A 17,171-nucleotide genomic window follows, 5' to 3' on the forward strand; every position below is an offset into this window, starting at 1 on the left:
ACGACGGCATGCGCTCCAACGCCGGCGAGTCAGTTTTGATCACCGGCCTAGGCGATGGTCAAGGCGTTGTTGGCCTGAGTTGTTAGTGATTGCTACAGGAAAAGTGATGATGTGCTGCATTTCGATATAAGTTTGAATTGTCGACCGCTGCTCTCCGTAACGACTGAATGTATGTTCCCAATTTGATGTGGGATTTATTACCGAGGGGTACTAAAGGAAAGCCCAAGTATCTGTGCTGAGAAATCTGGCTATTTTGAAACAGCACATTTCCATCCAATGCCATCTATCCACTTGACGCCCACCCACCCTGTCATAGACTCCGCTCATCCGTCAGGGAGATACGGTTATGCGGCGTGTTCGTTTTTGGGTTATTGGATTGACCTTGGTTGCATGCGCCGTTCAAGCGCAAACGCCCGCGTCAGAGGATCCGCTGTTGGACAACAGCGCCACTGGCAGCAATGCGACGGCCAGCAGCGAAGCCCGTGGTGTGTTGCGTGCCCGGGATCAGGCGGTGCTTGCCAGCGAGTTATCCGGGCGTCTTGTCGAGTTGCCGTTCAGTGAGGGCGAGTCGTTCAAGAAGGGCGATACGCTGGCGCGTTTCGATTGCTCGGCTTATCAGGCCCAGCTCAATGCGGCGCAGGCGGCCAGCCGTGGCGCGGGTGAAGAGTTGTCCCACAACAAACAGCTGGCGGCGTTGAATTCGGTTGGGCGTTTTGAAGTGGCGCGGGCCGAAGCCAAGGTCAGCGAGACCCAGGCGCAGTCTCAGGTTTATCAGGTTCAGGTCAAACGCTGCAGCGTGCTGGCGCCGTTCGATGGCCAGGTCGTCGAGCGCAAGGTCAAGCGCTATGAAAGCGTGGCTGCCGGTACGCCGTTGCTGGACGTGGTCGACAACCGCACCCTGGAAATTCATCTGCTGGTGCCGTCACGCTGGATGGCCCGGCTCAAGCCTGGCGAGACTTTCAGCTTTGTCCCCGATGAAACCGGTCAGCCGCTGGATGCCACGGTCAAGCGCCTTGGTGCTCGAATTGACGAAGGCAGCCAGACCTTGCTGCTGGTCGCGACGCTGCCCAATGCCAACGGTTTGCTGGCCGGCATGAGCGGCACGGCGCGTTTCGCGGAGCTTAAATGAACGCGCCCGTTACGGGCGGTGCTGAACAAGTCTTCGCCAGGTTTCTTGATCTCGAACACCTGACCCGCGCCGCTCGCACGCCTGCACAATTGGCCTACAGCCTGGTCAATGACGGGCAGGCGTTGTTTGGTTTTCGTCACGCGGCGCTTCTGATTGCCGGCAAAGTGCAAGCGGTGACGGGTGTCAGTGCGGTGGACCCGAATGCGCCGTTCGTGGCGTTCGTCGAGCAGGCCGTGGCGCAACTGTTCAAGTCCGGTGTGCTGAAGCAGGCACGGGTGATTCCAGCGAGTGGGCTCAGCGAAGCTATTCAAGCCGATTGGCAAAGTCTTTCCGCAGCTCAGGTGTTTTGGCTGCCGCTGATCGATCACCAGGGCGAGATGTTTGGCGGTCTGTGGCTGGCGCGGGATCTGCCGTGGAATCCTTCCGAGCAAGTGCTGCTGTCGCAACTGGGCGACACCTACAGCCACGCCTGGCTGGCGCTGCAACCGCGCAAACCGTGGCGGCTGCGCTGGACCCGCAAACGTCAGGTAGCACTGGTCGCAGCGCTGTTGCTCGCGTTGCTGATCCCGGTACGCCAATCGGTGCTGGCGCCGGCGGAAGTTGTTCCGTTGGGTGGCCGCGTGGTGGCTGCGCCACTGGATGGAGTGATTGCCGAGTTCCTGGTCAAACCCAATCAGACGGTAAAAGCCGGCGACCTGTTGCTGCGCTTCGAAAGCACGACGCTCAAGGCCCAGGCCGACGTGGCCGAGCGCGCCTTGGGTGTGGCTGAAGCTGAGTTGAAAGCCAATTCCCAACGCTCGTTCGCAGACGCCGAATCCAGCTCGAAAATCGATCTGTTGGCTGCGCGAGTCGAGCAAAAACGCGCCGAACGGGATTACGCCCGCGAACTGCTCAAACGCAGTGAAGTCCGCGCCGAGCGGGGCGGTATCGCGGTGTTCGCCGACGCCGAGCGCTGGACCGGTAAACCGGTGCAGACCGGAGAGCGGCTGATGGAAATTGCTGACCCGACCCAAGCCGAGTTGCGCATCGAGCTGGCGGTGGGCGATGCGATTGCCCTTGAACCGGGCGCACAAGTCGCATTGTTTCTCGACAGTGATCCTTTGCAACGGCACCTGGCCAAACTCGAACGCTCGGCCTATGAGGCGCAACCTACCGCTGCCGGACAATTGGCTTATCGTCTGGATGCGAATTTCGAGGGCGCACCGCCGCGTATCGGCCTGCGCGGAACCGCGAAGATTTTCGGTGACCGTGCACCGCTCGCGTTGTACCTGTTGCGTCGACCACTGGCCGGGTTACGCCAGAGTGTGGGGCTTTAGATGAGCCTGCCGAGCCTGCGGGCCGACTTGCAATTGTCCGTGGCGACCCCGGCCCTCGATGGTTCGCCCCGCTGGACCCTGGCCGACCCGGTGTGCGGGCGTTATTTCAAACTCGGCGCCGCCGCGATGCGTTTGCTGCGTCATTGGTCGTTGGGTGATCCCGAGCAAGTGCTGCGCGCCGCCAACCGCGAGCCCGGGTTGCCGCTGGATGGCGCGGAGCTTGAGCAGTTGCTGGGCTTTTTGCGTGGCCACGATCTGATCAGCGCGCTCGATCCGCAACAGCGTGCCAGTTACAGCCTGAAGGCGGCGGCCCAGCGTCAGACGTTGTGGCAGATTCTGCTGCACCAGTACCTGTTTTTCCGCATTCCGCTGTGGCGCCCCGACGCTTTTCTCAATCGTGCCTGGCCGTGGCTGGAACGCTTCGGCCCGCGAGCGCTGCGCTATGGGCTGCCGGCGACGTTGGTGCTCGGAGTGTTTCTTGTGTCCCAGGACTGGCAGCGGTTTATCGCCACCTTCCCGCATCTGTTCAGCCTCGGCGGCGCGCTAGCGTTCGGTGTGGCGCTGTTTTTCGCCAAGCTCTGTCACGAGTTCGGCCACGCCTTCATGGCCAAGCGCGCGGGTTGTCGGGTGCAGAGCATGGGCGTGGCGTTCATGGTGTTGCTGCCGATGTTTTACACCGACGTCAGCGACGCCTGGCGGGTCAATGATCGCCGCGCGCGGTTGCTGATCGGCGCCGGCGGGGTGTTGGCGGAATTGCTGCTGGCCAGCATCGCGCTGCTGATCTGGTCACTGCTGCCGGACGGCCCCGGACGTACCGCCGCGTTCATGCTCGCCAGTGCGACCTGGATCACCACGCTGGTGATCAACCTCAACCCGTTCATGCGTTTCGATGGCTATTTTTTGCTCAGTGACTTCTGGGAAGTGGACAACCTTCAAGGGCGAGCCTTTGCCTTGTGTCGCTGGCGGCTGCGTGAGTTTTTGTTTGGTTATGGAGTCGCCGCGCCGGAGCCGTGGTCGCCGAAGATGCAGCGCCGATTGCTGATCTGGGGCTATGGCGCGTGGCTGTGGCGTGCGGCGTTGTTTTTCGGGATTGCCCTTGCGGTCTATCACCTGTTCTTCAAGGTGTTGGGGATTTTCCTGATGCTGGTGGAGCTGGTGTGGTTCATCTTCCTGCCGATCTTCAGCGAGTGGCGGCAATGGTGGAGCCGACGGGAGCAGGCGCATGCCTCCCGCGTGTTGCTCAGTGGTCTGGCCTTGCTCGGGCTGATGTTACTGCTGGTATTGCCGTGGCGCAGCGCGGTGGAGCTGCCGACGATGCTGGAAGCGGGACGCGCCAGTGCATTGCACGCGCCGGTCGCGGCGCGAGTCAAAACGGTGAATGTGCATGACGGCCAGGTGGTTGCGCAGGGCGAGGTGCTGATCGAGCTGGAGTCACCGGATCTGGACTCGCGCCAGGCCATCGTACGTCGCGAAATCCAGATCCAGCAGTTGCAGATGCGCCGTCAGGCCAGTCGTACCGAAACCGCGGCGGACGCCGGTATCGTCGAGCAACGCCTGGCTGAGGCGGTGGCCGACTATCGCGGGCTGGCCGCCCAGCGTGAACGTCTGCTGCTACGCGCGCCCCATGCCGGCACCGTGCGCGATCTGTTGCCCCAATTGATGGTCGGTCGCTGGCTGTCGACCAAAGATCCCCTGGCGCGGGTCGTCGAAGACGGGGCGCGGTTGCGCGGCTATCTGGCCGAAGCTGAACTGTGGCGCGTTGCGCCGGGGGCCACCGGGCGGTTCATCGCCGATGATCCGATGCACCCGGCGATCGCCGTGCAATTGACCGAAATCGATACCAATGGCGCGGCCTATGTCGATCAGGAGGCGCTGACGTCCGATCACCACGGGCCGATTGCCGTCCGCCGGGATGCGCATCAACGGGCTGAGCCGGTGCAGGGACAATACGGGGCGCGGTTGAGCACCCTCGAAGACGCACCGACGCCGAGGCAGCCCTTGCGCGGCGTGGTGGTGTTGCAGGGCAGTGGCGAGTCGTTGTTGGGCGTGGCCTGGCGACGCATGGCTGCGCTGGGTGTCAGGGAAAGTGGTTTCTAAGGAGAGCAGCGATGGCGAATACCGATTCAGTGGCGGCCGATGGCTTGGTGGTTCGGCCCTCGCGGACCAGTGATGGACCTTTTCTGCAGCGTCTTTACCAGGCAGCGCGGCCGGATCTGCAGTGGATCGACGGTGAGCAGGAAGTGGTGGAGCAGGTAGTCGCCCTGCAGTTTCAGGTGCAGGAACAGGGTTTGGGCGAGCGTTTTCCCAACGCAATGCATTACGTGATTGAAAAGCTCGACACGGCCATCGGTGCGCTGACCACTGATTTTGGCCCCAATGAAATTCGTGTGTTGTACCTGGCGTTCATTCCGCAGGCCCGCGGCCAGGGTTATGGCCGCACGGTGCTGCAAGGCGTGCAGAAAGCCGCGCAACAGATTCGCTGCCCGGTGGCCACGGTGGTCTGGGCCAACAATCCCCATGCACGCCAGCATTACCTGGCGCTGGGGTTTCAGGTTGAAGAGCAAAACCCGGCGGCGGAGCGGTTGGTGTGGTACCCACAAGTTTGAAACCACCACCAACCCCTGTGGGAGCGAGCCTGCTCGCGATGGCGGTGGTTCATTCACATTTATGGTGACTGACACTCCGCTATCGCGAGCAGGCTCACTCCTACATTAGGATTCGGTGTGTTCAGTTGAAGGCGATGTAGAAATACCCCACGCCCGGGTCACGTCCCATGGCCGGCACTCGGGAGACAAAAATGTCTTCCACCGGACCCAGCTCGGGCAACTCCAACGCGCACAACCCATCAACAAACGCTGTGGGTTCCAGGCTATTGAACTCGACACTGAACGGCACACGCTCGCTGTTCGGCATCCGCGAACGGGGCGTTTCTTCAAGCGTGTCGATGTGGATCGGCAATTCACTGCCATCCGGCAGCCGCAGCACCCGCGTCTTGCCCAGCAGAGCCTGAAAGTGTTGGCTTTGAACCTGATGCAGCATGGCGTCACTCCAAAATTCAAAAGTGGCCGGGGGATTGGCATCCCCCGGCCAGACCTCAGTTGCGCGAAGGGAACAACCCGTTCAAGGCTATGCTGAAGTTGAGCACCAGAAACGGGTTCATCGTTTCCATGGGCAAGCCGTTACCCGCAGACGAGATTTCACCCGTCACGGCGGTCGCCACGCCCTTGAGCGGTACGGCCGCAGCGCCTTGTGCGTCGGAGAAGATGCTCGCCGAACCCGGGCCGCCGCCCGAAGCGCCGATGTACGAGTTGGTGGCGGTTGGCGTGGTGACCGGGTTGCTCGCCGGGCTGGCCAGTTGCAGGGTGGTGGTGGCCGTGAGCCCGGACAAGGCGTGGGTGTGATTAGGCAGGTTGGTGATGGTCGCGGTGACGTTCTCGGTCCCGGAGAATTCGCCGATGACGCGCGGAGTCAGGTTCAGGCCGTTACCCATGCAGACCGGCATTCGGCCTTGCAGGTTGGGTAGCATGAAGTTGGTGGAGCCATTGCCTCCGAAGTTGACGCCCAGCAGGGCGAATAGCGCGTTGTATTGTTGGACCGCCAGCGTCTGGCCGTTGCACAGTGCCCAGCCGTTGGGGGCGAAGTTAAAGGCGAAAGGCTGAATAGTGCCCATGAATACTTCCATAGTTCCTCATCCCTCAGGTTAGTTGTCTGGCGCGCCACGCAGGTGGCCCGGACCTCCGGGCACATCGTTGCGAACAGCCGACTCCATTCATCTCCGTGGCTGGGTCACGCCAAGCCAGAGCGTAGTAGATCCGCAAGATTGCCGAATGTCGTTGGTCGCAAAGCCAGCATCGACGACGGCGCTGCCGCTGTCTTACATTGATTGCGAGCTTCATGTTTTTTTCCGGCAATCCTGAGGGGGAGGCAATGGAGGCGCACAGAGAATTGTCGCTTGACGGCACCCAAGGCCCGCACGCAGCCCCCGGCGCCTGGGCGGCTGTTTTGCGTCTGCTTCGATGGGCACACGAGCATTGGCTGTTGCCGATCCTGGCCTTGGCTGCGCTGGTACGTTTCTACGACCTGACGGCGGCGGCGATTTGGGGCGACGAAGGCTCAAGCCTGCTGCTCAGCCAATATTCTCTCGGCAGGATCTGGGTGCACGCTGCCCACGATGTCCACCCGCCGCTGTATTTCATGCTGCTGCATGGTTGGGTCGAGCTGTTCGGCGACGGTATATTTTCCATCCGCACGCTCAGCGCGTTGCCCGGGATTGCCACGGTGTGGCTCGGTGTCTGGCTGATGGACTTGATTGCCACCCGGCGCGCCGCGTTGCTGACCGGTTTGCTACTGGCGCTGCTGCCCACCGCGGTGCGTTACAGCCAGGAAGTGCGGATGTACTCGCTGCTGGGCCTGTGGCTGATCGGCGCCACGATTGCCCTGGTCTACTGGATCAAATACCCCCGGCGCACACGTTATCTGGTGGCGTATGTGCTGCTCATGAGTGCGGCGTTCTACACCCATTACTTCACCGCCCTGTGCGTGCTTTGCCACTGGCTGTATCTGGGCGTGATCCGCCTGCAGCCTGGCTACCGCTTGCGGCATATTCAACGCCCCGGCTGGTGGCTGGCGAACGTGGCCATCGTGTTGTTGTACTTGCCTTGGGTGCCGAGCCTGATCGATCTGATCCAGCACATGGATCAGCTCAAAGCCAATGGCGATGTCGGGTGGGAGGCGCCGGTCACGCTCGGCTCGTTGCCATCGATGATCTGGTCGTTTCTGATCCAGGACGATGGTGAGAACCTGCCGAAGACGATTTTCATCGCGTTGCCCTTGGCATTGCTGGCCTTGGTGTGGGTGGCGCTGGTGCGTGATCGCAGTGTCATTCGTGGCAGTGCGCTGGTGGTGATCTACACCGTTTTGCCGTTGCTGCTGGTGTTTTCGGTGTCGTTGATCTCGCCGGTGTTTATCGAACGTTACTTCACCGCCTACGCTCTTGGACTGCCGATGATTGCCGCACTGGCTATTGATCGCCTGTACTCGGGCTTCCGGGTGTTGGCCCTGACGGTGCTGGTGTTGTTTGTCGGTGTCGAATTGGTTGGCCTGAATAACAACGCCACGGTCGATAGCAACGATCAGTTCAACGTCATGGTCAACTACGTCAACCAGCACTTCGTTGCCGGTGACCGGATCCTCACCAGCGACATGCTCTGGTACCTCAGCTACGTCTACTACAACCGCACCGACGCCAAGCCGCTGCTGTACACGCCACCGTTGCCCGGTGGTGCTTCGAGCCGGCCGAATGCCTATGGCTTCGGCACGTTGGTGGCCCAGGACATTTACCTCGACAGCCTTGGCAGCTTGCCCAAAGGCACAGGACGCGTGTGGTTGGTCGGTACCGTCGGTGTGCCGGACGAGTTCGCGCCGTTGCCCGCAGGCTGGCAGAGCGTCGGTGAAACCCAGGCAGGCGGCGCCAATGCGCGCTTGTTCGTGATGCATTGAATCAGTAACAAAAATCATCCTTTTCAGATGATTTAGCTTCGATTTGATATCAAAACACTACTACTGGTACGGCCATTCATAGTCTACGCTCCGTCATACATAAAGGACTTATGACCAGGTGAAGGGATGCAGCAGTACCACTTTATCTCCGGCTTGCCGCGCTCAGGCTCGACCCTGCTTTCTGCAATCCTTTTGCAGAACCCGCGCTTTCATGCCGGCATGACCAGCCCCGTTGGCGCGCTGTTTTCCGGAGTTCTGGAACAGTGCAGCGCCGGCAGCGAGTTTGGCGCGGTGATCGATACCGATCTGCGCCGCCGTTTGCTGCGCGGTCTGTTCGATTCCTTCTACGCCGACAAGGCCGACAAACCGGTGGTGTTCGACACCAATCGGTTATGGAGTTCGCGCCTGCCGGCCATCAGCGATCTGTTCCCGCAAGCCAAGGTCATTGCCTGTGTGCGCAATGTCGCCTGGGTCATGGACAGCATCGAGCGTTTGTATCGCGCCAACCCCTTTGAAAACACCAAGCTGTTCGGCGACGCGGTCGAGCGCAACACGGTTTACAGCCGTTGCGAAACCCTCGCTCAGCGTAATCGCCTGGTGGGTTTTGCCTGGGCGGCGCTCAAGGAAGCCTATTACGGCGAGCACGCCGACTCGCTACTGATCGTCGACTACGACCTGCTGACCCAGGCGCCTGACCGGGTGATGCGGCTGGTCTACGATTTCATCGGCGAACCCTGGTTCGCGCATGACTTTGACAACCTCGCCTACGACGCGCCGGAGTTCGACCAGGCTCTTGGGGTCTCGGGCCTGCACAAGGTCAAGCCGAGGGTCGAACTGCAATCGCGGCGCACAATCCTGCCGCCAGACTTGTTCAAGCAGTACTCGGAATTGTCCTTTTGGCTCGATGGCTCAGCCAGCGCCGCCAATGTCATTCGCATGAAAGCCGATGCCGCGATCAGTTGATCGCGGCATTTTCATTTTCGCGTCACGAAAGTTCGAGTCCGGGTGAGCAGCATGTGGTGGAGCAAAGGCAAGTCACGGGTTACCCAAGGCGCACGGGCGCTGGCCTCGCCAATGATCATGTCCTTGGAGCCGCGCATGCTGTTCGACGGCGCGGTCGCCGCCACGGTGGCGGATGCCGCCCAGCCTGAGAGCCATCCCACGGCCGACGCCGCGAAAGCACCCGTGACCGATCAGCCGGTCGCCAGCAAAGACACCCACGGCCAGGCCGATGCCACGCCAGCGACAACTCCAGCTGCGGTGCCGGGCCAGAGCGTGGTGTTCGTCGATTCCCGGGTCAAGGATGCCGACAGCCTGCTCAAAGGTGTGACGCCCGGCACTCAGGTGGTTCAGCTGGATGCGAGCCGGGATGGCTTGCAGCAGATTGCCGATTATCTGGACACCCATCAGGGCACCAGTTCGGTACAAATCATTGCCCACGGCAACGCGGGCGATCTGTGGCTGGGCGACAGCTATCTGTCGGCCGACAACGTCGCAGCCCGCAGCACGGTGCTGGCAGAAATCGGCAAGGACATGAATGTCGGCGGCGACATCATGATCTACGGCTGTTACACCGCCGAAGGCCAGCGCGGCTTGAGTTTCGTCGACTCGCTGGCGCAAATGACCGACCGTGATGTGGCCGCGTCCAGCAACCGCACCGGGATCGGCGGCGACTGGAATCTGGAAATTGTCACCGGCAACATCGAAAGCGCCAACGTGCTGTCGACCACGGCCATGAGCGAGTATCAGTGGGGCCTGGCGACCTGGACCGCCACCAACAACGCCAACACCGGTGTCGGCTCGTTGCGTGCCGCCATCGCCTCGGCGCAGAACGGCGATATCGTCACCTTCAACAGCAGCATGACGGTGCAGTTGACGTCCGAATTGCTGATCAACAAGAACATCACCGTTGATGGCGACCTGAACAACGACGGCGCGGCTGACGTGATTCTCGATGGTCAGTACAGGACGCGGGTGATTGAAATTGCGGCGGGCAGAACCGTGACCCTTGATGGCCTGGTGATTACCCGTGGCCTGGTGGCGGGAACGGGCGGTAACGGTGGCTACGGCGCCACGGGGGCGATGGCCGGGGGGATTTTCAACGCAGGGATCCTGACCCTGAACAACGTCAGCGTGACCTCCAATGCCGCATCCGGCGGCGGCGGTGGTGGCGGTGTCACGGGCGCTTTTTACGGCGGTGGCGGTGGTGGCGGCGGCGGTCTGGGCGGCCAGAACGGCGGGCATGGTGGCTCGGCCGGACCGGGCACAGGCACATTGGGCGGCCAGGCGGGCAGCGCGAATGCTGGTGGTTACGGCGGCGGTTATGACGCGACCCACATGGGCGGTCGCGGCGGTACCAGCACCGGCGGCACGGGCGGTCTGGGCGTTTCCTATTACAGCAACGGCGGTAACGGCTCGACGGCCACCAATGGCACGATTTCCATTGGCGGCGGGGGCGGCGGCGCCGGCTGGGACAAGGTCGGTGGCGCCGGTGGCAACGCGGCGGGCGGGATCTACAACGCCTCTACCGGCACGATGACCATCATCGGCACGTCGAGCATCACCAACAACATCGGCGCCGGCGGTGGTGGCGGCGGTGGTGGTGGTTACGGCAGCAATGCCTCCAATGGCGGTATCGGCGGCCGGGGCGTCGGCGCGATCTGGAACAAAGGCACGCTGCTGATCACGGCCGCCAATTTCGCGGCACTGGCCGGCAATGCGGCGGGCAGTGGTTCAGGTGGTGCCGCGTTGGGTGGCGGGACAACCGGCACCTCGCCCACCGCGGTCGCGACCATCTACAACGACGGCGGCGTACTCAACACCGCGTATGCGCCACCGCCGACCGCGACCATTGTGGTCGCTGACACCGCGCTGAGCATCGGCGAAACGTCCTTGGTGACGTTCACCTTTTCCGAGGCCGTGACCGGTTTCACCAATGCCGACCTGACCATCGCCAATGGCACCCTGAGCGCCGTCAGCAGCAGCGACGGCGGCATCACCTGGACGGCAACGTTCACGCCGACCGCCAGTATTTCCGATACGACCAACCTCATCACCCTGGACAACACCGGGGTGATCAACGGCCTGGGCACTGCCGGCGTCGGTACCACCAACTCCAATAACTACGTCGTCGACACCGCACGCCCGACCGTCGGCATCGTGTTCACCGACACCGCGCTGAAGGTTGGCGAAACCTCGGTGGTGACGTTCACCTTCAACGAAGCCGTGAGCGGTTTCACCAACGCCGACCTGACGATCGCCAACGGCACGTTGAGCGCGGTGAGCAGCAGCGATGGCGGCATCACCTGGACGGCAACCTTCACGCCGACCGCCAGCATTACTGACGCGACCAACCTGATCACCCTGGACAACACAGGGCTCAGCGACCTGGCCGGCAACGCCGGGAGCGGCACCACCAACTCGAACAACTACGCCATCGACACCGTGCGCCCGACCGCGACCATTGTCGTGACCGACACGGCGCTGAGAATCGGCGAAACCTCGCTGGTCACCATCACCTTCAGTGAAGCCGTCAGCGGTTTCACCAACGCGGACCTGACGATTGCCAACGGCACGTTAACCGCCGTGAGCAGCAGCGATGGCGGCATCACCTGGACGGCGACCTTCACCCCGAACGCGAGCATCAATGACACGACCAACCTGATCACCCTGAACAACACCGGGGTTGCTGACTTGGCGGGTAACGCCGGCAGCGGCACCACCGATTCAAACAACTACGCCATCGACACGGTGCGGCCGACGGCAACCATCGTGGTGGCGGATACTGCGTTGAGAATCGGCGAAACCTCGCTGGTGACGATCACCCTCAGCGAAGCGGTCAGCGGATTCACCAACGCGGACCTGACCATTGCCAACGGCACCTTGACGGCCGTGAGCAGCAGCGACGGCGGCATCACCTGGACCGCGACGTTCACGCCGACCGCCAGCATTACTGACACGACCAACCTGATCACCCTCGACAACACCGGAGTCAGTGACCTGTCGGGCAACGCCGGCAGCGGCACCACCGACTCAAACAACTACGCCATCGACACGGTGCGGCCAACGGCATCCATCGTCGTGACGGACACAGCACTGAGAATCGGTGAAACCTCGCTGGTCACGATCACCTTCAGCGAAGCGGTCAGCGGTTTCACCAATGCCGACCTGACGATTGCCAACGGCACGTTAACGGCCGTGAGCAGCAGCGACGGCGGCATCACCTGGACCGCGACCTTTACCCCGAGCGCCAGCATCAACGACACGACCAACCTGATCACCCTGAACAACACCGGAGTCAGTGACCTGTCGGGCAACGCGGGTAGCGGCACCACTGACTCTAACAACTACGTCATCGACACGGTGCGTCCGACCGCCACGATTGTGCTGGCCGACCCCACGCTGACCGCGGGCGAAACGTCGCTGGTGACCATTACGTTCTCCGAGGCGGTGAGCGGTTTCAGCAACGCCGACCTGGCGATTGCCAATGGGACCTTGAGCGCGGTGAGCAGCAGCGATGGCGGCATTACCTGGACCGCAACCTTCACCCCAACCGTTGGCGTGAATGACCTGACCAACGTCATCACCCTGGCCAACACCGGGGTGGCCGATTTGTCCGGCAATACGGGCAGCGGCACCACCAATTCCGGCAACTACACGATCGACACTGTGGCGCCGACGGCCACCATCGTGGTCGCCGACAATGCGCTGAGAATTGGCGAAACGTCCCTTGTGACCATTACGTTCTCTGAAGCAGTGACCGGTTTCACCAACGCCGATCTAACGATTGCCAACGGCACACTCAGTGCGGTGAGCAGCAGCGACGGCGGCATCACCTGGACGGCCACGTTCACACCGACCGCCAGCATTACCGATGCGACCAACCTGATCATCCTCGACAACAGCGGCGTGCAGGCAGCCAGCAGCGGCAACGTCGGCAGCGGCACCAGCAATTCCAACAACTACGCCATCGACACCGTGCGCCCGACGGCAACAGTCGTGGTGGCGGACACTGCACTGAGAATCGGCGAGACCTCGCTGGTCACGATCACTTTCAGTGAAGCGGTCAGCGGTTTCACCAATGCGGACCTGACGATTGCCAACGGCACATTGAGCGCGGTGAGCAGCAGCGACGGTGGTATCACCTGGACCGCGACCTTCACCCCGAGCGCCAGCATCAACGACACGACCAACCTGATCACCCTGGACAACTCCGGCATCAGCGACGTGTCGGGCAACGCCGGCAGCGGCACCACCGATTCCAATAACTATGCCATCGATACGCTTCGCCCCACCGCGACCATCGTCCTGGCCGACCCGACCCTGAGTGCCGGCGAAACGTCGCTGGTAACCATTACCTTCTCCGAAGCGGTGAGCGGTTTCACCAACGCTGACCTGGCGATTGCCAATGGCACGTTGAGCGCCGTCAGCAGCAGCGATGGCGGCATCACCTGGACCGCGACCTTCACGCCGACGGTGGGCGTGAATGACGTGACCAACGTCATCACCCTGGCCAATACCGGGGTGGCCGACCTTGCCGGCAATACGGGCAGCGGCACCACCAATTCCGGCAATTACACGATCGATACCGTGATTCCTACCGCGACTATCGTGGTCGCCGACAACGCGCTGAGAGTTGGCGAGACGTCCCTCGTCACCATTACCTTCTCCGAGGCGGTAACCGGTCTCACCAACGCCGACCTGACCATCGCCAACGGCACGCTCAGCGCGGTGAGCAGCAGCGACGGCGGCGTGACATGGACCGCGACCTTCACGCCGACCAACACCATCACCGACGCCAGCAACCTGATCACCCTGGACAACACCGGTGTGCAAAACGCCTCGGGCAACGTTGGCAGCGGCACCACCGACTCCAACAATTACGCCATCGACACCGTGCGCCCGACGGCCACTATCGTCGTGGCGGACACCACGCTGGCGCTGGGCCAAACCTCTCTGGTGACCATCACCTTCTCCGAGGCGGTCAGCGGTTTCACCAACGCGGATTTGACCATCGCCAACGGCACACTGAGCGCGGTGAGCAGCAGCGATGGCGGCATCACCTGGACGGCGACGTTCACGCCGACCGTGAGCGTCAACGATGCGACCAACCTCATCACGCTGGACAACACCGGGATTGCTGACCTGGCCGGCAACGCGGGTGCGGGCACCACCGATTCGAACAACTACGTGATCGACAGCCTGCGTCCGACCGCCACCATCGTGGTCGCCGACAGCACGCTCAGCGCGGGCGAAACCTCGTTGGTGACCATCACCTTCAGCGAGGCGGTCAGCGGGTTCGACAACAGTGACCTGAGCATCCCTAACGGTACGTTGAGCGCGGTCAGCAGCAGCGATGGCGGCATCACCTGGACCGCGACGTTCACACCAACGGTCGGCGTCAGGGACACCAGCAACGTCATCACTCTGAACAACACCGGGGTGGCGGACATTGCCGGCAACGCGGGCAGCGGCACCACCAGTTCGGCGAACTACACGATTGATACGGTGCTGCCGACGGCCACCATCGTGGTGGCCGACAATGCCCTGAAAATCGGTGAAACCTCCCTGGTGACGATTACCTTCTCCGAGGCGGTGACCGGTTTCAGCAACGCCGACCTGACGATTGCCAACGGTACGTTGAGCGCGGTGAGCAGTAGCGATGGCGGTATCACCTGGACGGCGACCTTTACGCCGACCAACGCTATTACCGACACGACCAACCTGATCACCCTGGACAACACTGGTGTGCAAAACGCCTCGGGCAACGTCGGCAGTGGCAGCACCGATTCCAACAACTACGCCATCGACACCCAGCGTCCAACCGCGACGATTGTGGTGACTGACGCGGCGCTGGGCGTTGGCCAGACCACGCTGGTGACCATCACGTTCAGCGAGGCGGTCAGTGGTTTTACCAACGCCGACCTGACCATCGACAACGCCACCCTGAGCAATGTCAGCAGCAGCGACGGCGGAATCACCTGGACGGCCACATTGACACCGTTGGCTGGCATGACCGACACCAGCAACATTGTCCGGCTGGACAACGCCGGGGTTCAGGATCTGGCCGGCAACACTGGCAGCGGCACCACCGATTCCAATAACTACGTGATCGACAGCCAACGCCCGACCGCCACCATCGTGTTGAGCGATACGACCCTGAAACCGGGCGAAACCGCGTTGGTGACTATCACCTTCAGCGAGGCCGTCAGCGGTTTCGACAACAGCGATCTGAGCATTGCCAACGGCACGTTGAGCGCGGTCAGCAGCAGCGACGGCGGGATCACCTGGACCGCGACTTTCACCCCGACCCTCGGTGTAACCGATGCGACTAACCTCATCACCCTGAACAACTCCGGTATCGCGGACCTGGCCGGTAACGCCGGTACCGGCACAACCAACTCCGCCAACTACGTGGTGGAAACCCAGGTGCCGACCGCGACCATTGTGATCGCCGACAACGCCCTCAAGGCCGGTGAAACCTCAGGCGTGATCATCACCTTCAGTGAAGCGGTGAGCGGTTTCACCAACGCCGACCTGACCATCGCCAACGGCACGTTGAGCAATGTGTCGTCCAGCGACGGCGGCATCACCTGGACCGCGACGTTCACGCCAACGGTCGACGTAACGGACAGCACCAACCTGATCCGCCTCGACAACGGCGGTGTGCAAAACGCCTCGGGCAACAGCGGCGTTGGCGTGACCGATTCGAACAACTACGCCATCGACACGGCGCGGCCGACTGCGACCATTGTGGTCGCGGACAATCGCCTCGGTATCGGCGAGACCACCACCGTTACGATCACCTTCAACGAGGCAGTGTCCGGTTTCGACTTGTCAGACCTCAGCGTGGCTAACGGTGTGCTGTCCAACCTGGTCAGCAGCAACGGTGGCGTGACCTGGACGGCGACCCTGACGCCGACGGCGAACATCAACGACACCACCAACCTGATCCTGCTCGACACCGGCAACGTGGTCGACGCTGCGGGCAACGCCGGTGCCGCGATTGCGATCTCCAACAACTATGCCCTCGATGCCACGCGCCCGACCGCCACCATCGTGGTCGCCAATCCGCATTTGGGCATCGGCCAGACGACGCTCGTGACCTTCACCTTCAGTGAGGCGGTGAGCGATTTCGACCTGTCGGATTTGAGCGTGACCAACGGCGAGTTGACCAATCTGGCCAGCAGCGATGGCGGCAAGACTTGGACCGCGACCTTCACACCGACCGCGAACCTGTCCGACCCGAGCAACTTCATCGCCCTCGACACCAGCAACGTCTCGGACCTTGCCGGCAATACCGGCAATGGTGTGGCGGTTTCCAACAATTACGCCATCGACGGCGAACCGCCGACCGCCACCATCGTCGTCGCCAACCCGAACATTGGCGTCGGCCAGACTTCGCTGGTGACCTTCACCTTCAATGAGACGGTGACCGGTTTCGACCTGTCCGACATCAGTGTGGCCAACGGCACGTTGTCCAACCTGTCCAGCAGCGACGGCGGCACCACCTGGACCGCGACGCTGACGCCCACCAGCAATACCAGCAACGGCAACAACGCGATCAGCTTGAACATTACGGGCGTCAGTGACGGTTCGGGCAATGCCGGCAGCGGCTCTAGCCAGTCGAACAGTTATGCGATCAACACCGTGCCGGTGCCATCGTCGCCGATTGTGCTGGTGCCGGCGGATCCGGAGTTCCGCGCCCCGCAACCCGTGATCGTTCCTGATCAACCGAACGTGCCGCTGCAGCCGATCATTTTCACCCCGCCAACGGGCACGCTTGGCTCGCCGCTGACTTTTGCGCCGTTGTTCGAACAGCGGGTGATCGGCGACGGCATTCGGCCGCTGGGCGATATTTTCATCAACCGCGGCGCGCTGGCGCCAAGCTTCATCGCCCAGGTATTCGGCAGCAGTGACAGCGGTGGCGAAGGCTCGGGCCAGGGTTTCCTCGGCTTTGGTGGTGGCGATGGCGGGGTGTTCAGCACCAGTACGCTGTCGAGCCTGTTCAATCAGGACACCGGCAGCGAACGCGGGTCGCAGAACTCTTTCGGCAGTCATTCGATCAGGGGCGGGGATGTTTCCCAAGGACTGCGCGGCGTGTTTGGCGCGCTAACGCTCAACCAGCAATTGCAACAAATCAAAGACACCGAGCAACGGCAGGTCGACAGCCTGGCCGCGGCGTTGAAACAGGTCGGCATCAGCGAAATGCAGGCCTGAAAAAGCCT

General features: G+C 62.1%; 9 protein-coding genes. 7 read left to right on the forward strand and 2 right to left on the reverse strand.

Annotated elements, in window-relative coordinates; genetic code table 11:
• Window positions 1-346: 346 nt before the first annotated feature.
• Genes ACYZT6_RS28090 through ACYZT6_RS28105 form a run of 4 tightly spaced genes read left to right on the forward strand, consistent with a single transcriptional unit; the run spans window position 347 to window position 5,051 of the window.
• Window positions 347-1,129, forward strand: a complete 783-nt coding sequence (locus ACYZT6_RS28090; RefSeq protein WP_462029475.1) for an efflux RND transporter periplasmic adaptor subunit — start codon at window positions 347-349, stop codon at window positions 1,127-1,129.
• Window positions 1,126-2,445: an efflux RND transporter periplasmic adaptor subunit gene (locus ACYZT6_RS28095; RefSeq protein ID WP_462029476.1), complete on the forward strand. Its 1,320-nt coding sequence runs from the start codon at window positions 1,126-1,128 to the stop codon at window positions 2,443-2,445. The genes ACYZT6_RS28090 and ACYZT6_RS28095 overlap by 4 nt, the downstream gene beginning before the upstream one ends.
• Window positions 2,446-4,542, forward strand: a complete 2,097-nt coding sequence (locus ACYZT6_RS28100; protein WP_462029477.1) for an efflux RND transporter periplasmic adaptor subunit — start codon at window positions 2,446-2,448, stop codon at window positions 4,540-4,542.
• An 11-nt stretch (window positions 4,543-4,553) separates the two neighbouring features.
• Window positions 4,554-5,051: a GNAT family N-acetyltransferase gene (locus ACYZT6_RS28105; protein WP_462029478.1), complete on the forward strand. Its 498-nt coding sequence runs from the start codon at window positions 4,554-4,556 to the stop codon at window positions 5,049-5,051.
• 121 nt (window positions 5,052-5,172) lie between these two features.
• On the opposite strand, the gene ACYZT6_RS28110 is transcribed toward ACYZT6_RS28105, so the two are convergent.
• The gene (locus ACYZT6_RS28110) at window positions 5,173-5,484 is read right to left on the reverse strand and encodes a DUF6916 family protein (protein ID WP_462029479.1); all 312 of its coding nucleotides are present in this window, start codon (window positions 5,482-5,484) and stop codon (window positions 5,173-5,175) included.
• A 55-nt stretch (window positions 5,485-5,539) separates the two neighbouring features.
• On the reverse strand, window positions 5,540-6,127 hold the full coding sequence (locus ACYZT6_RS28115) for a phage tail protein (protein WP_077750389.1): 588 nt from the start codon (window positions 6,125-6,127) through the stop codon (window positions 5,540-5,542).
• A 245-nt stretch (window positions 6,128-6,372) separates the two neighbouring features.
• Here ACYZT6_RS28115 and ACYZT6_RS28120 point away from each other — a divergent pair, with 245 nt between their 5' ends.
• From ACYZT6_RS28120 to ACYZT6_RS28130, 3 genes are all read left to right on the forward strand, one after another.
• Window positions 6,373-7,944, forward strand: a complete 1,572-nt coding sequence (locus ACYZT6_RS28120) for a glycosyltransferase family 39 protein (protein ID WP_462029480.1) — start codon at window positions 6,373-6,375, stop codon at window positions 7,942-7,944.
• A gap of 126 nt (window positions 7,945-8,070) precedes the next feature.
• Window positions 8,071-8,907, forward strand: coding sequence for a sulfotransferase family protein (locus ACYZT6_RS28125; RefSeq protein ID WP_462029481.1), 837 nt, complete (start codon window positions 8,071-8,073; stop codon window positions 8,905-8,907).
• A 51-nt stretch (window positions 8,908-8,958) separates the two neighbouring features.
• Window positions 8,959-17,163, forward strand: a complete 8,205-nt coding sequence (locus tag ACYZT6_RS28130) for an Ig-like domain-containing protein (RefSeq protein ID WP_462029482.1) — start codon at window positions 8,959-8,961, stop codon at window positions 17,161-17,163.
• Window positions 17,164-17,171 lie beyond the last annotated feature (8 nt).

This window comes from Pseudomonas sp. RT6P73 (genome assembly GCF_054897715.1).